Here is a 19964-nt window from a genome sequence, read left to right as displayed (position 1 = left end):
CGCCGCCCCGTCCCCCGCGCGGTGCGGGGAACGAGGCGGCGGCCGTCGTACCGTTTACGGCTGTGGACGGGCTCAGGCGCCCATCATGTGCACACCGCCGTCGACATGCACGATCTCGCCCGTGGTGCGCGGGAACCAGTCCGACAGCAGGGCGACGACACCGCGCCCGGCGGGCTCGGGGTCGGTGAGGTCCCAGCCGATCGGGGCCCGGTGGTTCCACACGTCCGCCAGCTCCTCGAAGCCCGGGATGGACTTCGCGGCCATGGACTTGATGGGCCCGGCCGAGACCAGGTTGCAGCGCACGTTCCGCTCGCCCAGGTCACGGGCGAGGTAGCGGCTGGTCGACTCCAGCGCGGCCTTGGCGACACCCATCCAGTCGTACTTCGGCCAGGCGAACTGCGCGTCGAAGGTCAGCCCGACGATCGAGCCGCCGCGCGGCATCACCGGCAGACAGGCCGTGGTGAGCGACTTGAGGCTGTACGCCGAGACGTGCACCGCGGTGGAGACGTCCTCCCAGCTGCCCTCGAGGAAGTTGAAGGCGCCCTGGGGGCCGAAGGCGATGGAGTGCACCACACCGTCGAGGTCGACGCCCTCGCCGAGGTGCTCGCGCACCTTGTCGGCCAGCCCGTCCAGCTGCTCCTGGTTCTGCACATCCAGCTCGATCACCGGGGCGGGCTTGGGCAGCCGCTTGGCGATCCGCTCGACGAGGGAGACCCGGCCGAAGCCGGTGAGGATGACCTCGGCGCCCTCCTCCTGGGCCAGCTTGGCGGCGTGGAAGGCGATGGACGACTCGGTGATGACGCCCGTGACCAGGATGCGCTTACCGGCGAGAATTCCACTCATGACGTTCAGTGACCCATGCCCAATCCGCCGTCGACAGGGATGACGGCTCCAGTGATGTACGCGGCCTCGTCGGAGGCCAGGAAGCGGACCGCCGCGGCGATCTCCTCGGGCTGTCCGTAGCGGGCGAGCGGCACCTGCTGCACGATGCCCTCGCGCTGCTCGTCGTTCAGCGCGCGCGTCATGTCGGTGTCGATGAATCCGGGCGCGACCACATTGAAGGTGATGTTGCGCGAGCCCAGCTCACGGGCGAGGGAGCGGGCGAAGCCCACCAGGCCCGCCTTGGACGCCGCGTAATTGGCCTGCCCCGCGGCGCCCAGCAGTCCGACGACCGAGGAGATCAGCACCACACGGCCCTTACGGGCGCGCAGCATGCCGCGGTTGGCCCGCTTGACCACCCGGAAGGTGCCGGTGAGGTTGGTGTCGAGGACGGCGGAGAAGTCCTCCTCCGACATGCGCATCAGCAGCTGGTCGCGGGTGATCCCGGCGTTGGCGATCAGGACCTCGACCGGGCCGTGCTTCTCCTCGATCTCCTTGTACGCCTGCTCGACCTGCTCCGGCTCGGTGATGTCGCACTTCACCGCCAGGAAACCGGCGGGCGGCTCACCGGACCGGTAGGTGATGGCGACCTTGTCGCCTGCGTCGGCGAAGGCACGGGCGATGGCGAGGCCGATGCCGCGGTTGCCTCCGGTGACGAGAACCGAGCGGCTCAAGGGACCACCTTCTCTTGTTGATGTCGTACTGGACGCCACGCATGTGCCGACCCTTGTGCAGAAAAACTATCGGGCCCGGAGCCGCTTCGGAGAATCGATCACGCACAGGGCCGCAACCCGGTCGCTGTCGACTTCCTACAGAAGGCCCCGGAGCACAGCGCCCTCGCCGCGCGCATGCCGCTTTCCCGCGCGGCGACTGCGAAGAGCGGCGTGTCGGTTACCGAAGGTGTCGATCATCTGTGTGAAGATGGCCCGCATGTTTGGGGGAGGGAATCACCGTCCGCCGGGTCGAGGCGGCGGGGAAACACTGGCGGATCTGGTGCGCCGGGAGACCGCCGCGGGGATGTCCGAGCGGGAGAAGTGGGCGGCGCTGCGCACGGCTCGTCTGCACTTCCAGCGTCCGGAGAAGCCGGGCTTCCTGGTCTCGGAGACGGCGGAGGCGGGCCCGGTGGTGCCGGTGTTCACCACTCTCGAGGGTCTCGCGCTCTTCGCGGGCGCCTGCTCCTGGGCGTCGACGACGGCCGAGGACCTGGTGGGGCTGTTGCCGGAGGGTGTGCGGGCGTTCGTGGACCCGCTGGGTGAGCGTCCCTTCCTGCTGGACGCGGCGGCGCTGCGCGAGGCGGCGGACGGCCAGGAGGAAGGCCAGGAGGAAGGGGAGGGCCATGGGGGATCCTGACGCGCGGGATGTGAACCGTGCTCCTTCCGAGGGTGGTGAGCACGGTAAGTACGGCGGTAACGAGGGTGCCGACGGCTACAAGATCGAGATCGCTTCGGTGCAGAGCGTGATCCTCCCGCTGGAGGAGTCGGTGGTCGGGGCGCGGGCGGTGAAGAACGGGCAGGAGAAGCTTTCGGCCTACCTCCAGCACTGCGGCGCGCCCGAACTCCTGTCGTCGGGCAAGGCGTTCATCAAGGCGTGGGGCTTTGGCATGGGCGAGCTGGCGGATCACGCGGATGTGGTGGTGGAGCGGCTGTATGAGGCCATCGCCGGGTACATGCTGGCGGATCTGCTGCGGGTGAAGGACTTCTGGCCGTCGGACGCGAATATGGCCAAACTCCCGCAGGGCGCGACGGCCAAGTGGTCCTGGGAGCATGTGGGCGCACCGGAGATGGAGAAGCGTCCGGAGAGTTCGGGCCTGCAGAAGATGGTGGACCAGATACAGCGGGAATACGGGGACGAGTCCTGATGGGGGATACGGACGCGGGGCGGACGCCGCAGGTACGGATACCGGAGGGGGCCAAGCCCAAGGATCTGATCCCTGGAAATCCGGGCGATATCGATGACCTGGTGGTCGAGCTGCGTGCCTATGCGGGTGCCTTCCAGGACGGTAAGGACAAACTGCGGCCGTTGCGCGCGGACGCCTGGCAGGGCCTGGGCGCGGGTGAGTTCCGAAAGGCGGTCGACCGGCTGCCGAAGGAACTGACGTCGGGGCACGATGAGTTCACGCACGCGGCCAGTGCGCTGGCCACGTACGCGACCAAGCTGCGGTCGGTGCAGAAGCGGTGTCAGCCGATCATCGATGACGCGGACGCGGCGCGGGCGACGTCCAAGGCGCACAACAAGAAGGTCGAGACCTACAACGACGCGGTCAAGCGCGGCGATGAACAGTTGCCGGACCGTCCCTCGGAGACCGATCCCGGCGTCTCCGCGATGGAGCACTGTGTCGAGCGGCTGGACAAGCTGATCGAGGAGCTTCAGCTGGTCGTCGACGCGTCGAAGAAGAAGGTCGACAAGGCGGCGGGGAAGGCTCCGGACAAGCCGAACAACTGGCACAAGCTCGGGGACAGCCTCAAGGACGGGTTGTGGAAGGCCCACCACGGCATCCTCGGCATCGCCGAGCTGCCCGCCTCGCTGGTCAAGGGCGATCTGAACGCCTTCTCGATGCAGTTGGCGGGCATGGCGGACGGCGCGGCGTACGCGGTGCAGCATCCCAAGGAGTTCGCCAAGGCGGTCACCGACTGGGAGAAGTGGTCCAAGGACCCGCTGCGGGCGGCGGGTGAGATCACCCCGTCACTGCTGCTGGCCCTGGCCACCGGCGGCGCGAGCGCGCTGCGCAGGGGTCTGAAGACGGGCAAGGAGGCAGCCAGCCGCCTGGCCGCGCGGAGGAAGGCGCTCGGCCGGGACGGCGAGGCGCACGACCGGGCGAACAGCCACGGCAGCCACGACGGTGAGACCCACGACCGGGACTATGAGGACGACCCGGTCGACGTCGCCACCGGCGAGATGGTCATGCCTGCCACGGATGTGTCCCTGCCCGGAGCACTGCCGCTGGTACTGGAGCGCGCCTTCGTCTCCGGCCACACCTGCGGCGGCTGGTTCGGCCGCACCTGGGCCGCCACCCTCGACCAGCGCCTGGAACTGGACGCGGACGGGATCGTGTTCGTCGCGGCCGACGGTATGGTGCTGCGCTATCCGATCCCCCGCCCCGACGAGGACACCTACCCGGTGCGGGGTCCGCGGTGGCCGCTGCGCTGGGACGGCACGGTGGGCGGCACCATGCGGATCGCCATCCCCGAGCGGTCCCGCACCCTCCACTTCGCGCCCCTGGACGGCACGGAGGGCAACGAACTCCCCCTGAAGCTGATCGAGGACCGCAACGGCCGCTCCCTCACCTTCGCCTACGACGAGGAGGGCACTCCGCTGGAGGTGGTGCACTCCGGCGGCTACCGCATCGCCATCGACACCGACCCGGAGCTGCTGCGCATCACCGCGCTGCGGCTGCTGGGGGTCGGCGACACCGAGACGGGCACCACCCTGGTCTCCTTCGGCTACAACGGCGCCGGAGACCTCACCGAAGTCTTCAACTCCACCGAAGAACCGATGCGGTTCACCTACGACGACCAGCACCGCATCACGTCCTGGACCGACCGCAACGGCACCAGCTTCGGTTACGTCTACGACCACCGCGGCCGCGTACTGCGCACCATCGGCTCGGACGACATGATGACCGGCCGCTTCCACTACGACGCGGCCGCCCGCACCACCGTCTACACCGACTCCCTCGGCCACCGCGTCACCTACGTCTTCGACAACGTCTACCGCACGCTGGCCCGCACCGACGCCCTGGGCCACACCACCCACACCGAGTGGGATCCCGAGGGCCGCCGCCTGCCACTGTCGGTGACCGACCCGCTGGGCCACACGACGCGGTACGCCTACGACGACTCCGGCCATCTGATACGCATCGACCGCCCGGACGGCACGGTGGCCACCGCCACCTATGACGCGTACGGCCTGCCGCTGGAGGTGTGCGAACCGGACGGCACCATATGGCGCCACGCGTACGACGAGCGGGGCAACCGCACCAGGACAACGGACCCGTCGGGCGCGGACACCCACTACACCTATGACGAGTCGGGCAATCTGACCTCCGTCACCGACGCGCTCGGCCACACCACTCGCGTCGCGTGCAATGAGGCGGGCCTGCCGGTCGAGGTCACCGACGCCCTGGGCAATACGACCACTGTGCGCCGGGGCACCCACGGCCGTATCACCCGCATCACCGACCCCCTGGGCCATATCACCCGTCAGGGCTGGACCATCGAGGGCAGGCCCTCCTGGCGCACCCGCCCCGACGGCAGCCGGGAATCCTGGACCTGGGACGCCGAGGGCAACCTCCTCGAACACACCGACCCGGCGGGCAACACCACCCGCCACACCCACACCCACTTCGACCTCCCGGCGACGCGGACGGAGCCGGACGGGGCGGAGTACGGCTTCACCTACGACACCCAGCTACGGCTGACCCAGGTCACCAACTCCCAGGGCCTGACCTGGACCTACACCTACGACGGCGCCGGACAGCTCACCTCCGAAACCGACTTCAACGGCCGCACCCTCACCTACGCCCACGACGAAGCGGGCCACCTGATATCCCGCACCAACGGCGCGGGCGAAACCCTCACCTACACGCGCGACACCTTGGGCCGCGCGATCGCCACGCGCACCGACGACACCGAGACGAGGTTCGCCTACGACGCCGCGGGCCGTCTGACGCGGGCGACGAACCCGGACACGGAGCTGACCCGCGGCTACGACGCCGTCGGCCGGATCCTGACCGAGACGGTGGACGGTCGTACGACGGCCTACGTGTACGACGCGGCGGGCAACCGCACCGAGCGCACCACCCCGGCCGGTGCGCGCTCGCGATGGACCCACGACGCGGCATCCCGTCCGGCGTCCCTCACCACCGCGGACAACTCTCTTCGCTTCGGCTACGACGCGGCGGGCCGTGAGACGTCCCGCACCTTCGGCGCGGATGTGACGCTTACGCAGGTGTGGGACGACCTGGACCGTATGACGGCCCAGACCGTCACCGGCCCGGCCGACGCCCCCATCCAGCACCGCGCGTACGGCTACCGGCCGGACGACCACCTCACCGAGATCCGCGAACTCACCTCGGGCACGCGGACCTTCGACCTCGACCCCGTCGGCCGGGTCACCGCAGTCCACGCCAACGGCTGGACCGAGACCTACGCCTACGACACCGCGGGCAACCTCACGGCGGCCGAGGCTCCCCGGCATCCCTCCCCCGGCCCGCGCGAGTTCAGCGGCACCCTCATCCGCGGCGCGGGCGGCGACGGCAATCGCACGACCTACGAGCACGACGCCCAGGGCCGTCTGATCCGGCGCACCCGCCGCCTCCTCAACGGCCAGCGCCGCACCTGGACCTACACCTGGAACGCGGAAGACCGCCTCACCCGGGCCACCACCCCGGACGGCGCCCGCTGGCGCTACACCTACGACCCCCTGGGCCGCCGCACCGCCAAACACCGCCTCGCGGCGGACGACACAGTGGCGGAGCGGATCGAATTCACGTGGGACGGCACGCGCCTGGCCGAACAGACCACGTCCGACGGCCAGACCACGACGTGGGACTACGCTCCCGGCACCCACCGGCCGATATCCCAGACGACGACGTCGAAGCTGGCCGGAACCGAGTACGACACCCGCTTCCATGCGATCGTGACGGACCTGGTCGGCACCCCCACCGAACTGATCGCCCCCGACGGCACCCTGGCCTGGCACCCCCGCACCACCCTCTGGGGCACCCCCCTCCCCACCCCGCCGTCCACCTCGAAGGTGACCTGCCCCCTCCGCTTCCCCGGCCAATACGCCGACCCCGAAACCGGCCTCCACTACAACTACTTCCGCCACTACGACCCCGAAACCGCCCGCTACACCTCTCCCGACCCCCTAGGCCTCGCCCCGGCCCCCAATCCTTCCAGCTACGTCCACAATCCCTTCTCGTGGGCCGACCGACTCGGACTGGAAGGCTGTGACCTGAGTGGCGGCTTCAAAAACCCAGTGACACCAGACGAGATTGAAAGAATAAACAGAAGCCACGGCGGCGTAGCCCCTCGCGAAGGCGGAGGAACCCCCGAGAATACAATGCTCAACGTAAGCCGATATGAAGGCTTTTGGCAGAAGAGCGCAGTAATGATACGCGACCTTGCCGGAAATCACATGTACGACAACGGAAACAAGCGCACCACTGTGGAGGTTGTCGAAGCGCTCATGAAGCGGAACAACGTGACTACGGGGCCGTCCCATGCCGAGTTGTGGAGTATCGTCAGTCAGGTCTCAAAGGGTGAGGTACGTGGAGTCGACGCAATCACTAAACTCCTCAGAGGGTACTAAAGGGTACTAAATTGAATATTCAGAACCTCATGCAGGAGTTGGCTCGAACCGGCGCCTCTGTCCTGCTCACATGTAACGGCGAACACTCGAAAGAGGGGAAAGGGCCGTGGACTCTTGCAGTAACGGGCGGCCCCCTGAGGGGCAACCCCGTGCGTGGCGAAGGCATCACACTCGACGCCTGTCTGACAAATAGCCTAATAATTCTCGCGGAGATCGGCTCCGAATGGAGTTGGGTTAACAAGTACCTGCCGTGACCACGAAGTCACGTTCGATCGACGCTGGTCGACTTCGAGGTCTGCGGGAACGTCTCCACATGGATCACCACCAAGGAAGAAAAGAATGAACGTTCAGAATCTGATGCAGGAGTTGACTCAAACTGGCGTGACGGTCCTTGTCAAATGTGACGGCGAGCGGCTACGAGAGGGCGGAAGCCCTTGGACTTTCGTGGCATCAGGTGGCCCGCTTGGAGAAGACCCCGTCCGCCGCGACGACATCACGCTCGACGCCTGCCTGAAAAACGGTCTGCGCATTCTTATGGGTATCGGACCTGAATGGAGCTGGCTCGACAAATATCTCCCATAACGATGGCAGATCTTAAAATGGGAACCCGACCTCCGGCGGCTTCGACGACACCCACGCAACGAGCCCCGAAGTCTAGTTAGGCGATAGCCGCCCAGCGTTCATGCCCCCGGTACGCGCAATTGATCCACGCACCTCACCACAGCGGCAACAAGGGAGTAAACGGAGCGCTCAGGGGTGCGGGCCGACTGTCACCGGCCCCGACCGTCCGCGATAGCCCAGACGACGACGTCGAAGCTCGCCGGAACCGAGTACGACACCCGCTTCCATGCGATCGTGACGGACCTGGTCGGCACCCCCACCGAACTCATCGCCCCCGACGGCACCCTGGCCTGGCACCCCCGCACCACCCTCTGGGGCACCCCCCTCCCCACCCCGCCGTCCACCTCGAAGGTGACCTGCCCCCTCCGCTTCCCCGGCCAATACGCCGACCCCGAAACCGGCCTCCACTACAACTACTTCCGCCACTACGACCCCGAAACCGCTCGCTACGCCTCGCCGGATCCGTCGGGACTCGATCCTGCCCCCAACCCAGCGTCTTTTATTTACAACCCTCGCACATGGGCTGATCCCCTCGGCCTTGCACCAGACTGCGAAGCAGGGGATCCTCAAAATGGCAATAGTCACCGTGGCGTGACCATCGACGATGGCAAGTGGGACTATTTCTTCGGGCGTGTCGATTCCTCACAACGCGGCAAGGTCGGCTCAGAACGCGTACCAACTGGAGTCAATCGGCATCCGCGATAACGTCGCGGGGCGCGAAGTTCTGACCGAGCACTTCAATGAGGCGATAAGGAGCGGAGTTGTGGAGACTTACGTGAATCCGAAGTCTGGACTCACGAACATGCGGACAGAGTCGCTCCTTTACGGACCCCGCGGCGCCCTCCTCATTCGCGCCAACTATGAGATGACCGACAATGGCTTGCGTCTCACTACAATAATCCCTGTCGGAGGGAGAGGCTATGGCAAATAGCATCATGGAAGTTCCAGAGGATCTGGATTTCATTGAAGTGCTGGGATCGGCCCCTGAGCCTACGGAATACGACCGTGATGTCTTGCGAGTCGAGACTCCGGTAGGCGACTCCGAGGGCCTTGTGGCACTTAGCTTCGACATCGGGGCACGGTCTGTACGCTTGACCAAGGAGTCGATGGGGGAATGCGAAGTCGATATCTACCGTGAACAGGTGGATCGGATCCTCCTGTACTCGCGAGACGATGAGCGCGGCATCATTGTGCAGGTGGATGTTCCTGGCTTCACGTGTGAACTCAGGGCCGTCGTCTCCCCCAGGTTCCGCCTGGTGGACCCGATGTTGTTCTCGGGGCGCTAATACGCCAACAATCGAGGCCCGCCAGGGCGCATGGAGGACGAGCCGCGCCCTTGATGGCTCCCCGTCTGGGCTGACCCCCGTCGTTGCTTCGACTCCCGCCGCCTCCTCAACGGCCAGCGCCGCACCTGGACCTACACCTGGAACGCGGAAGACCGCCTCACCCAGGCCACCACCCCGGACGGCGCCCGCTGGCGCTACACCTACGACCCCCTGGGCCGCCGCACCGCCAAACACCGCCTCGCGGCGGACGACACAGTGGCGGAGCGGATCGAATTCACCTGGGACGGCACGCGCCTGGCCGAACAGACCACGTCCGACGGCCAGACCACGACGTGGGACTACGCTCCCGGCACCCACCAGCCGATAGCCCAGACGACGACGTCGAAGCTGGCCGGAACCGAGTACGACACCCGCTTCCACGCGATCGTCACGGACCTGGTCGGCACCCCGACCGAACTCATCGCCCCGGTGACTCCGCTTCCCCGGCCAATACGCCGACCCCGAAACCGGCCTCCACTACAACTACTTCCCTTGGGACTGGCAACGACCTGGAGCAGCCTTGAGGGTCATCGAAGTAGACGGCCAATTGGTATCGTACGACAACCGGAGACTTGATGCAGCACGTGAAGTCGGACGACCGGTGGCCATCGAGCGCGTCGACCCGGACGCCATCCACCCCGATTCGGACGACTGGACGAACGTGGGCACAGCAATTCCGAAGGCGCATGAATTCAGCACGGAACAGGAATGAACTGGGTGAGCCGGTACCCGCAACGGGGCTGAACGACAGGCCCGATCACGTACGGAACAAGTGCAAGAAGGGGAAATGACCTCGATCACGGAACTGTGGAAAGACTTTGAACTCCCCCTCAGGGACGCACTGCACTTCCCCGACGGAAGCTCCTACGACATCGCCCTTGACCCCGAAACGCCGAGCGGACTCACCGTGCTCGCTCCCCTCGACCTGAATGCATTGCTCGCCGAAGATCCCTCATGGACATCTTCGGTTGACGGGCTTATCGAGGTAGATCTCAGAGAAATGGGGCTGCTATGGGGCGGTGAGGGCTCTCATGGATCCGAGGGATTCGTCTGCCGCTTGACGGCTCAACGCGCACTTATGTGGGCGATCTTCTTCATGGATTCAAATCCATTCGATCAGATCCAGTTGACCAACAATGTCGCCACCTTCACCTCAACGTCCGTAGTGAATATCAGAGTCGACATCGATGATCCGCGATCTGCCATCTCTTTGAGGTAGGGCGCAGGCATCGCGGAGACTCTCCGGACACTACTGACGACCCGCACGACCGAGGAGAGGAAAGACGCGCAGCCATGGGTCGGGGGCGCCTGCCTCTTAAGCTTGCGGATCACACCGCTGGAGGGTGCCTCACTCCCCGCCCGGCCGGAAGTGGGGCCGTCAGTGAGGTCTCGGCATGGTTCACTGCCCACGGACACCAACCAACCGGACGTACACCGACGAAGGGGAGTCGCCCGTGGCGCACGAGATTGATCCGTCCTTCCTCGCGCTGCCGCTCAGGGCACTCGCGGACGCGGCCCTCGCCCGGGCCCGGGCGCTGGGCGCCGCGCATGCCGACTTTCGGTTCGAGCGGGTGCGCAGCGCGTCCTGGCGGTTGCGGGATGCCCGGCCCGCCGGGTCCTCGGACACCACCGACGTGGGATACGCGGTGCGGGTGGTGCACGGCGGGGCCTGGGGGTTCGCGTCCGGGGTGGATCTGACCATGGACGCGGCCGCGAAGGTGGCCTCCCGCGCGGTGGCCATGGCCAAGCTGTCGGCCAAGGTGATCGAGGCGGCCGGGTCGGACGAGCGCGTGGAGTTGGCCGACGAGCCGGTGCACGCCGACAAGACGTGGGTCTCGTCCTACGAGGTCAACCCCTTCGACGTGCCGGACACGGAGAAGACCGGGCTGCTGGCCGAGTGGAGCGAGCGGCTGCTGGCGGCCGAGGGGGTGTCACACGCGGACGCCTCGCTGCTGACCGTCCAGGACAACAAGTTCTACGCGGACACCGCGGGCACCACGACCACCCAGCAGCGGGTACGACTGCATCCGCAGCTGACCGCGTTCGCGGTGGATCCGCAGACCGGTGAGTTCGACTCGATGCGCACCACGGCCCCGCCGGTGGGCCGCGGCTGGGAGTATCTGAGCGGGACCGGGGCCGGCGCCGGGGTCTGGGACTGGGACGCGGAGCTGGCCGAGATGCCAACACTGTTGGCCGAGAAGATGCGGGCGCCGTCGGTCGAGCCCGGGTCGTACGACCTGGTGATCGATCCGTCCAATCTCTGGCTGACGATCCATGAGTCGATCGGCCACGCCACCGAGCTGGACCGGGCGCTGGGCTACGAGGCGGCGTACGCGGGGACCTCGTTCGCCACTTTCGACCAGCTGGGCAAGCTGGTCTACGGCTCGGAGATCATGAACGTCACCGGTGACCGGACGGCCGAGCACGGGCTTGCCACGACCGGCTATGACGACGAGGGCGTGGCCGCGCAGTCCTGGGACCTGGTGCGGGACGGCACGCTCGTGGGCTATCAGCTGGACCGCCGGATCGCCCGGCTGACCGGGTTCGAGCGGTCCAACGGCTGTGCGTACGCCGATTCGCCGAGCCATGTGCCGGTGCAGCGGATGGCCAATGTGTCGCTGCGACCGGCGGCCGAGGGCGGCCCGTCGACCGGGGATCTGATCGGCGATGTCGAGAACGGCCTCTATCTGGTCGGCGATCGCTCATGGTCGATCGATATGCAGCGCTACAACTTCCAGTTCACGGCGCAGCGGGCGTACCGCGTCCGCAACGGCGAGCTGGCCGGGCAGGTACGCGACTTCGCGTACCAGGCCACCACCACGGACTTCTGGGGGTCGATGGCGGCCGTCGGCGGTCCGCAGACCTATGTACTGCACGGTGCCTTCAACTGCGGCAAGGCCCAGCCGGGACAGGTGGCGGCGGTTTCGCACGGCTGCCCGTCCGCGCTGTTCCGCGGCGTCAACATCCTCAACACCACACAGGAGGCCGGGCGATGACCACGTCGTACAAGCCGTACGAGATCGTCGAACGTGCCCTGGAGCTGTCACGCGCGGACGGCTGTGTGGTGATCGCGGACGAGACGTCCACCGCCCATCTGCGCTGGGCGGGCAACGCGCTGACCACCAACGGTGTCACCCGCGGCCGTTCGCTGACCGTGGTGGCGACCGTGGACGGCGCACAGGGCACCGCCTCGGGTGTGGTGTCCCGGTCCGCCGTGACCGCGGATGAGCTGGAGCCGCTGGTCCGGGCGGCGGAGGCGGCGGCCCGGGACGCGGGCCCGGCCGAGGACGCCCAGCCGCTGGTCGGCCGGGACGCCTCGGTCCCGGACTCCCCCGGGTTCACCGACTCCCCCGCCGAGACCTCCTCCGAGGTGTTCGCGGCCTTCGCGCCCGCCCTCGGCGACTCCTTCGCACGGGCCCGGGCGGGCGGCCGGGAGCTGTACGGCTTCGCCCACCACGAGGTCGTCTCGACCTATCTGGGCACCTCCACCGGGCTGCGGCTGCGCCATGACCAGCCGACCGGCACCCTCGAGATCAACGCCAAGTCCCCGGCGGCCGACGGCGGCGGGCCGCGCTCGGCGTGGGCCGGGCGCGCCACCCGTGACTTCACCGATGTGGATCCGGCCGCGATCGACGCCGAGCTGGCCGGGCGGCTGGCCTGGGCCGAGCGGCGGGTGGAGCTTCCGGCGGGCCGTTACGAGACGCTGCTGCCGCCGTCCGCCGTGGCGGATCTGCTGGTCTACCAGCTGTGGTCGTCCTCGGCGCGGGACGCGGCGGAGGGCCGTACGGTCTTCAGCCGTCCCGGCGGCGGCACCCGGGTCGGCGAGAAGCTGTCCGCGCTGCCGATGACGCTGCGCAGCGATCCGCTGGCGCCGGGTCTGGAGGCGGCGCCGTTCGTGATCGCGCACTCGTCGGGCGATGACGCGTCGGTCTTCGACAACGGTCTCCGTCTTTCGGCCACCGACTGGCTGCGGGACGGGGTGCTCAACCAGCTGCTCACCACCCGGCACTCGGCCGGGCTCACCGGGCTGCCGCCGGCCCCGGCGGTCGACAATCTGATCCTGGAGGCGGACGGCAGCCGTTCGCTGGAGGAGATGGTCGCGGCCACCGGCGGTCAGGGCCCGGCCCTGCTGCTGACCTGTCTGTGGTACATCCGGGAGGTCGATCCGGCCACCCTGCTGCTGACCGGGCTGACCCGGGACGGGGTCTATCTGGTCGAGGACGGTGAGGTGGTCGGCGAGGTGAACAACTTCCGGTTCAACGAGTCGCCGGTGGACCTGCTCTCCCGTGCCACCGAGGCGGGCCGTACCGAGCGCACCCTGCCGCGTGAGTGGGGCGACTGGTTCACCCGGGCCGCGATGCCCGCGCTGCGGATCCCGGACTTCAATATGAGCTCCGTCAGCAAGGGCGTGTGATCGGCCGAATACACTGGTCCCCGCCCATCCGTCCCTCCATGACTCCTTCAGGAACCCCATGACACGCCTCGGCGAATCCGTCGCCCGCGCCAGCGAGCTCCTCAGCCAGGACCTCTCCTCCGACAGCACCGTCGAGCGGCTGCTCGCGGAGACCGGCTCGCGGCGCTATCTGGATCTGACGGACCTGTCGCCGAAGGACCAGGCCGAGCTGATCGCGTCCCGTACGGTCGAGGTGCTGCCGGGCGTGGCCGAGCTGGCCGACCGTATCGAGCGGCGGCGGGCCGGGGGCAAGGGGCTGGGGATCAAGCTGGGCATCGACCCGACTGCCGCCGATGTGCACCTCGGCCATGTCGTGCCGATGATCATCCTCAGCCGTTTCCAGCGGATGGGCCATGACGTCACCCTGCTGATCGGTGACTTCACGGCCAAGATCGGGGACCCGTCGGGCCGTACGGCGGAGCGTCCGCCGCTGACCGACGAGGACATCGCGCGCAACCTCGCGGGCTACCAGCAGCAGGTGCGGCCCTTCTTCGACTTCGAGAAGGTCAGCTTCCGGCAGAACAGCGAGTGGCTGGCGCCGTTCACCTTCCCGGAGCTGCTGACCCTCCTCGCCCAGGTGCCGGTCTCCCAGCTGCTCCAGCGCGAGGACTTCCGCAACCGGCTGGCCGCGGGCTCCGGGCTGACCATGTCCGAGCTGCTGTACCCCATCGCGCAGGCGCTGGACTCGGTGGCGCTGGAGTGCGATGTCGAGCTCGGCGGCGCCGACCAGCTGCTCAACCTCCAGATGGGGCGCAAGCTGATGGAGCTGCGCGGCCAGACCCCGCAGCTGGTCGTCACCATGCCGCTGATCGAGGGCACCGACGGCACCGGCGCCAAGATGTCCAAGTCCAAGGGCAACTACGTGGCGCTGACCGCGACCGCCGACGATGTCTTCGGCAAGATCATGTCGATTCCGGACCGGCTGATGAAGCCGTACCTGGAGGCGTGGACGGAGTGGACGGACGCGGAGATCGCCGCCGCGGCCGCCCGGGTGGAGGACCGTTCGCTGCACCCGATGGATCTGAAGAAGGTCCTGGCGGGCGAGGTGGTCGCGGCGCTGTACGGCGTCGAGGCGGCCATGAAGGCGCGTGCGGGTTTTGTCGCCCAGTTCTCCAAGAAGAGCTTCGCGGATGTGGGCGCCCTGCCGGTGGTCGACGCCGCCGAGCATGGCGCGGAGACCGTCGCGACCGTGCTGAGCAAGGTGCTGGAGTTCCAGCCCAGCGCCTCGGCCGCCCGCCGGGTCGCCAAGCAGAACGGGCTGCGGCTGGTGGTGGAGACCGAGGGCGGCCAGGAGTCGGTGGTGCTGCCCGAGGCCCAGGCGGTGCGGCCGCTGGCCGAGGTGGTCGCGGAGACCCTGGCGGCGGCCGGGCTCACCGCGGGCTCCGGCGCCGTGTACCTCAAGGCCGGACGGAAGATCGCCCACATCCAGGGGCTGTGAGCGGTCGGGGCCGAGCTCGGGTAGAGAACCCACGGCCATCGGCCGGGGACGAACCGTGGCGGCGGCCGGTGCGCATCCACCATGCGCACCGGCCGTCGCGGCTCAGGCGGACGGGCCGACGGCCCTAAGCCCGCTCCCGTTTCCCGCCATGGCGGATGGTCTGCCACAACGGGGTACCGAGGGCGACGATGACCACAGCCCCGGCCAGTTGGAGCAGATGCCGGATCCAGTCGAAGCCTCCGGTATGTCTGACCCCGATCCATCCGGCCACCGCGTTGCCCACGATGGCCCCGAGAATGCCGTAGAGACAGGTCAGCCACAGGGGGATGGCCTGTTTCCCCGGCAGGATCGCCCTGGCAAGCACACCAAGAATGATGCCCACGACGATCGCCCACAGCCAGTTCATGTCGCCTCCTGACGCGGTGGGGGATGCCCATTTCTCTCCAGTGTTCGACCGTTTCCGCTACGGCGCACGTTGGAGCGTCGCGGTCATGTCATGGCGTAATCGAGTGGCCACCCATCGGGGTGCCCCGGTCTCGAACCCCGGGCCCGCGCGGCGTAACGTGGGGTACGTCCCAGAGCGGGGGTGCCTGCTCCTCGATCAGGTGGTGGAACGTGATGCGGAAGCAGGGCGGTGCGGAAGTCTTCCGGATCACCGGTGCCCGCCAGGGGCTGGCCGACGATGTGCGCGGCCGGCAGCGGCGCTATGTGATCTCGATGTCCGTGCGCACCGTCTCCGTCGTACTGGCAGCGGTGCTGTGGAACGTGGAGCGCCATGTGGCCATCGTGGCGCTGGTACTGGGCGTGGTGCTGCCGTATATCGCGGTGGTCATCGCCAACGCGGGCCGGGAGAACGCCACTTCCCTGCCGACCAGCTTCATCACACCGCCGCAGCGGCCGATGCTGGTGTCCGCTCCGCACCATGACGGTCCGCAGCAGGAGCCCTCGGACGGCCCGGAGGCGGAATCCGTCCCGGAAGACGTCGGACATACCAGCGAGGATGGACGCGGGGGACACGGCTGACCTGCCGTGTTTCCGTATACTCAGCAAAACCTCAGATCAATCGCGCAGTTCCGGTGCACCGCGCCCCATCCCTCGTGACATACTGCGTACGCGCTCCGCATCCCCCGTCGGAGCGACGGACCGACGCCGGGCGGCTCCCCCCGTGGCTGCCCGGCGTCGCCATGTCCGTGGCGGTTTCCGTAGAGTCTGCGGTGTGAACACCCGCGAGACCCCCGCCGAAGACGATGCCGTGATCTGCTCCGCCAAGGGCTGCCGCGCCCCGGCGGTCTGGGTGCTGGCCTGGAACAATCCGAAGATCCACACCCCGGAGCGGCGCAAGACCTGGCTTGCCTGCGAGGAGCACCGGGAGCACCTCTCGCAGTTCCTCGGGATGCGGGGCTTCCTCAAGGACGTGGTGACGCTCGAGGAGTGGTCGGCCGCCGAACGCTGATCCGGGCGGGCGACCGACCACGATCACGGGGCGCGGCGGCTCAGCCGCCGATCGCCGACATCGGCCGGTCCGGCTGGAGGAACGACGGGTCGTCCAGTCCGGAGCCCGCCTTCTTGCCCCACATCGCCACCCGCCACAGCTCGGCGATCTCCTCGTCCGGGGCGCCGGAGCGCAGCGCGCCGCGCAGATCGGACTCCTCGCGGGCGAAGAGACAGGTGCGCACCTGTCCGTCGGCGGTCAGCCGGGTGCGGTCGCAGGCCCGGCAGAACGGGCGGGTGACGGAGGCGATGACGCCGACGCGAGCGGGTCCGCCGTCGACGAGCCAGCGCTCGGCGGGCGCCGAGCCGCGCTCCCCGCCGTCCTCCGGGGTGAGGGTGAAGCGGGTGCGCAGACTGGTCAGGATGTCCCCGGCGGTGATCATGCCGTCGCGCTTCCAGCCGTGCTGGGCGTCCAGCGGCATCTGCTCGATGAACCGCAGTTCGTAACCGTGCTCCAGGGCCCAGGCGAGCAGGTCGGGGGCCTCGTCCTCGTTGAGGCCGGGCATCAGCACCGTATTGACCTTGACCGGGGTGAGCCCGGCGGCGTGGGCCGCCTCCAGCCCACGCAGCACATCACCGTGGCGCTTGCGGCGGGTCAGCGCCTGGAAGACCTCCGGGCGCAGGGTGTCGAGGGAGACGTTGACCCGGTCCAGGCCCGCGTCGCGCAGCGCCTCCGCGGTCCGCTCCAGGCCGACGCCATTGGTGGTGAGCGACATCTGGGGGCGTGGGGCGAGGGCGGCGCAGCGCTCGACGAGGGAGACCAGCCCCGGGCGCAGCAGCGGCTCGCCCCCGGTGAAGCGGACCTCGGTGACGCCCAGCTCGGTCACCGCGATCCCGATCAGCCGGACGATCTCGTCGTCGGTGAGCAGATCGGGCTTGGCGAGCCACTGGAGGCCCTCTTCGGGCATGCAGTAGGTGCAGCGCAGATTGCATCGGTCGGTCAGGGAGACACGCAGGTCGGTGGCGACGCGACCGTAAGTGTCGATCAGCATGGCGGCGACCCCTCCACTGTTCGTATGCGTGCGGGCACTACGTCAATTGTCCCGCAGCGTACGCGACGGCTGTGACGATCCGGTTTCCCCGGTACCGCAAAGGGCCGGGCACGGACCGTGGAGGGGCCGCCGGGCCGGTACGAGCCCGGCGCCCATAGGAGCCGGGCTGGTACGAGGCGGTCAGTGGGCGCCGTATCCGGTGAGGGAGCGGACCTCCAGCTCCGCGTACTTCTTCACGTCCGGCTCCTCCTTGGAAACCATGGTGCCCAGCCAGCCGAGCAGGAAGCCCAGCGGGATCGAGATCAGCCCCGGGTTCTCCAGCGGGAACCAGTGGAAGTCGACGTCCGGGAACATCGACGTCTCCTTGCCGGAGACGACCGGCGAGAACAGCACCAGGAACACCGAGGAGACCAGACCGCCGTAGATCGACCACAGGGCGCCCTGGGTGGTGAACCGTTTCCAGAACAGGCTGTACAGGATCGTCGGAAGGTTCGCCGACGCGGCGACGGCGAAGGCGAGCGCCACCAGACCCGCCACGTTCAGATCTCGCGCGAAGACCCCCAGGACCACGGCGACGATGCCGATACCCACAGTCGCCCAGCGGGCCGCCGAGATCTCCTCCTTCTGCGACGCCTGCCCCTTACGGATCACATTGGCATACAGGTCATGGGCGAAGGACGACGAGGAGGCCAGGGTGAGCCCGGCGACCACCGCGAGGATGGTCGCGAACGCCACCGCGGAGATCACCGCCAGCAGGATCGCGCCCCCGGTCGAATCCGCCCCACCACCGATCTCCTCCGCCAGCAGCGGCGCCGCCGTATTGCCCGCCTTGTTCGAGGCGATGATGTCCTCACGCTTCAGCAGAGCGGCAGCGCCGAAACCCAGCGCGATGGTCATCAGATAGAAACCGCCGATGATACCGATCGCCCAGTTCACCGACTTCCGCGCCGCCTTGGCCGTGGGCACCGTGTAGAAGCGGATGAGGATATGCGGCAGCCCGGCGGTGCCCAGCACCAGCGCGATACCGAGGGAGATGAAGTCCAGCTTGCTGGTCGCGTTCAGACCGTACTTCTGCCCCGGCTCCAGGAACTCCTTGCCCAGACCACTGTTCTTCGCCGCCTCGCCCAGCAGATCGGAGACGTTGAAGTGGAACTTCAGCAGCACCAGGAAGGTGATCAGCAAGGTGCCCGCGATCAGCAGCACGGCCTTGACCATCTGCACCCAGGTAGTGCCCTTCATCCCGCCGATGGAGACATAAAGGATCATCACCACACCGACCAGAACGACGATCAGGATCTTCCCCGCCTCACTGGTGATGCCCAACAACAGCGAGACCAGCACACCCGCACCCGCCATCTGCGCCAGCAGATAGAAGATCGACACCACGATGGTCGAAGCACCCGCGGCAGTACGCACCGGACGCTGACGCATCCGATAGGCCAGAACATCACCCATCGTGTACCGGCCGGAGTTGCGCAAGGGCTCGGCGACCAGCAGCAGCGCCACCAGCCAGGCCACGAGGAAGCCGATCGAGTACAGGAAGCCGTCGTATCCGGCCAGGGCGATGGCCCCGGCGATGCCCAGGAAGGACGCGGCGGACATGTAGTCGCCGGAGATCGCGAGCCCGTTCTGGAAACCGGAGAACTGACGGCCACCCGCGTAGAAGTCGTTGGCGTCCTTGGTCTGGCGGCCCGCCCACACCGTGATGGCGAGGGTGGCCAGCACGAACACCGTGAACAGCGTGATGATCAACGGCCGGTTGTCCGAAGCCGACTCGGCGGCCAGAAGGTAAGTCGGAGCGCTCATGCCTCACCCTCCAGACGAGCCTTGATCGCCTCGGCGCGCGGATCGAGCTTGGCCGCGGCATGCCGGGAGTACCACCAGGCGATCAGGAAGGTGGTCAGGAACTGGGCGAGCCCGAACACCAGGGCCACATTGATGTTGCCCACCACCTTGGTGCCCATGAAGCCGCCCGCGTAGTTCGACAGCAGTACGTAGAGCAGGTACCAGCTGATGAACGCGACGGTGAGCGGGAAGGCGAACGAGCGGTGAGCACCGCGCAGTTCACCGAACTCCGCACTCGTCTGCACCTCGGTGTAGGACGGGTGATCTTTCTGCCGCTGGTCGCCGGGGCGATCGCTGGCCGGTGCGGTATCCACGGTCTCTCCTGGTGGGGACGGGTATGGCGGCAATGGTGACGCAGATCACGCATGGTAGGGCGCCCTCGAGCCATCCGACAGGGTCCGGGTGGTTGAAAGACGGAGAAGAGACGCGATTGAAAGGTGGCGGAGAAATCGCGGAGCCTGCGGCTCCGGGTACTGTGGCGGGTTTTCTTCCGGAACGCATTGATGGCCACGCTTGATCAGCGATAGCTTCCTTCGTCATGTACCCGCCCAGCGCACCATCCGCGCCGGGCGGTCCGTACGGATGATGTGGAGACCCCATGGCTCATC

Annotated in this window: 17 protein-coding genes and 2 pseudogenes; 13 read left to right on the top strand and 6 right to left on the bottom strand. The window is 67.8% G+C overall.

The genetic code is table 11. From position 1 onward, the window contains the following. Nucleotides 1–72: 72 nt before the first annotated feature. Both fabI and fabG read right to left on the bottom strand, forming a co-directional pair. The gene (fabI, locus tag AB0C66_RS10475) at nucleotides 73–843 is read right to left on the bottom strand and encodes an enoyl-ACP reductase FabI (protein WP_362435439.1); all 771 of its coding nucleotides are present in this window, start codon (nucleotides 841–843) and stop codon (nucleotides 73–75) included. 5 nt (nucleotides 844–848) lie between these two features. Then, on the bottom strand, nucleotides 849–1553 hold the full coding sequence (gene fabG / locus AB0C66_RS10470; protein WP_362435436.1) for a 3-oxoacyl-[acyl-carrier-protein] reductase: 705 nt from the start codon (nucleotides 1551–1553) through the stop codon (nucleotides 849–851). A gap of 319 nt (nucleotides 1554–1872) precedes the next feature. Between fabG and AB0C66_RS10465 the strand changes: the two genes are divergently transcribed. From AB0C66_RS10465 to tyrS, 11 genes and pseudogenes are all read left to right on the top strand, one after another. Further along, nucleotides 1873–2229, top strand: a complete 357-nt coding sequence (locus AB0C66_RS10465) for an SseB family protein (RefSeq protein ID WP_362435433.1) — start codon at nucleotides 1873–1875, stop codon at nucleotides 2227–2229. After that, nucleotides 2216–2737, top strand: coding sequence for a hypothetical protein (locus tag AB0C66_RS10460; RefSeq protein WP_362435431.1), 522 nt, complete (start codon nucleotides 2216–2218; stop codon nucleotides 2735–2737). Before AB0C66_RS10465 ends, AB0C66_RS10460 begins: the two co-directional genes overlap by 14 nt. After that, nucleotides 2737–7191: a putative T7SS-secreted protein gene (locus AB0C66_RS10455; protein ID WP_362435428.1), complete on the top strand. Its 4455-nt coding sequence runs from the start codon at nucleotides 2737–2739 to the stop codon at nucleotides 7189–7191. Before AB0C66_RS10460 ends, AB0C66_RS10455 begins: the two co-directional genes overlap by 1 nt. A 339-nt stretch (nucleotides 7192–7530) precedes the next feature. Next, a complete protein-coding gene (locus tag AB0C66_RS10450; RefSeq protein ID WP_362435426.1) occupies nucleotides 7531–7773 on the top strand; it encodes a hypothetical protein in 243 nt (80 codons plus the stop codon). Nucleotides 7774–8025: 252 nt separating this feature from the next. Beyond that, nucleotides 8026–8379, top strand: a pseudogene (locus AB0C66_RS10445) (RHS repeat-associated core domain-containing protein); the annotation flags it as partial. Between the two features lie 353 nt (nucleotides 8380–8732). Further along, nucleotides 8733–9098 (top strand): hypothetical protein, encoded by a 366-nt coding sequence (locus AB0C66_RS10440; RefSeq protein ID WP_362435424.1) that lies wholly within the window; start codon nucleotides 8733–8735, stop codon nucleotides 9096–9098. A gap of 96 nt (nucleotides 9099–9194) precedes the next feature. Then, nucleotides 9195–9627, top strand: a pseudogene (locus AB0C66_RS10435) (RHS repeat protein); the annotation flags it as partial. 297 nt (nucleotides 9628–9924) lie between these two features. Further along, nucleotides 9925–10356, top strand: coding sequence for a hypothetical protein (locus AB0C66_RS10430; RefSeq protein ID WP_362435421.1), 432 nt, complete (start codon nucleotides 9925–9927; stop codon nucleotides 10354–10356). 235 nt (nucleotides 10357–10591) lie between these two features. Beyond that, nucleotides 10592–12133, top strand: coding sequence for a TldD/PmbA family protein (locus AB0C66_RS10425; protein WP_362435419.1), 1542 nt, complete (start codon nucleotides 10592–10594; stop codon nucleotides 12131–12133). Beyond that, a complete protein-coding gene (locus AB0C66_RS10420) occupies nucleotides 12130–13551 on the top strand; it encodes a metallopeptidase TldD-related protein (RefSeq protein WP_362435417.1) in 1422 nt (473 codons plus the stop codon). The genes AB0C66_RS10425 and AB0C66_RS10420 overlap by 4 nt, the downstream gene beginning before the upstream one ends. A 58-nt stretch (nucleotides 13552–13609) precedes the next feature. Continuing rightward, nucleotides 13610–15028: a tyrosine--tRNA ligase gene (tyrS, locus tag AB0C66_RS10415; protein ID WP_362435414.1), complete on the top strand. Its 1419-nt coding sequence runs from the start codon at nucleotides 13610–13612 to the stop codon at nucleotides 15026–15028. A gap of 124 nt (nucleotides 15029–15152) precedes the next feature. On the opposite strand, the gene AB0C66_RS10410 is transcribed toward tyrS, so the two are convergent. Next, a complete protein-coding gene (locus tag AB0C66_RS10410) occupies nucleotides 15153–15434 on the bottom strand; it encodes a GlsB/YeaQ/YmgE family stress response membrane protein (protein ID WP_362435412.1) in 282 nt (93 codons plus the stop codon). Nucleotides 15435–15646: 212 nt separating this feature from the next. Between AB0C66_RS10410 and AB0C66_RS10405 the strand changes: the two genes are divergently transcribed. Continuing rightward, the gene (locus AB0C66_RS10405) at nucleotides 15647–16051 is read left to right on the top strand and encodes a DUF3099 domain-containing protein (protein WP_362435659.1); all 405 of its coding nucleotides are present in this window, start codon (nucleotides 15647–15649) and stop codon (nucleotides 16049–16051) included. A gap of 193 nt (nucleotides 16052–16244) precedes the next feature. Then, entirely contained in the window at nucleotides 16245–16481 is a 237-nt protein-coding gene (locus AB0C66_RS10400; RefSeq protein ID WP_362435410.1) for a hypothetical protein, read from the top strand. Between the two features lie 40 nt (nucleotides 16482–16521). Here AB0C66_RS10400 and moaA read toward each other — a convergent pair whose 3' ends face one another. The 3 genes from moaA to AB0C66_RS10385 all read right to left on the bottom strand — a co-directional run bounded on the left by moaA (nucleotide 16522) and on the right by AB0C66_RS10385 (nucleotide 19670). After that, a complete protein-coding gene (gene moaA, locus AB0C66_RS10395) occupies nucleotides 16522–17511 on the bottom strand; it encodes a GTP 3',8-cyclase MoaA (RefSeq protein WP_362435407.1) in 990 nt (329 codons plus the stop codon). A gap of 180 nt (nucleotides 17512–17691) precedes the next feature. Continuing rightward, entirely contained in the window at nucleotides 17692–19317 is a 1626-nt protein-coding gene (locus AB0C66_RS10390; RefSeq protein WP_362435404.1) for a cation acetate symporter, read from the bottom strand. Beyond that, nucleotides 19314–19670, bottom strand: a complete 357-nt coding sequence (locus tag AB0C66_RS10385) for a DUF485 domain-containing protein (protein ID WP_362435402.1) — start codon at nucleotides 19668–19670, stop codon at nucleotides 19314–19316. Before AB0C66_RS10385 ends, AB0C66_RS10390 begins: the two co-directional genes overlap by 4 nt. Between the last annotated feature and the right edge of the window lie 294 nt (nucleotides 19671–19964).

It is taken from the genome of Streptomyces sp. NPDC048636 (assembly GCF_040650655.1).
GTDB lineage: Bacteria > Actinomycetota > Actinomycetes > Streptomycetales > Streptomycetaceae > Streptomyces.
This window is presented reverse-complemented; position numbering and strand designations above follow the sequence as displayed.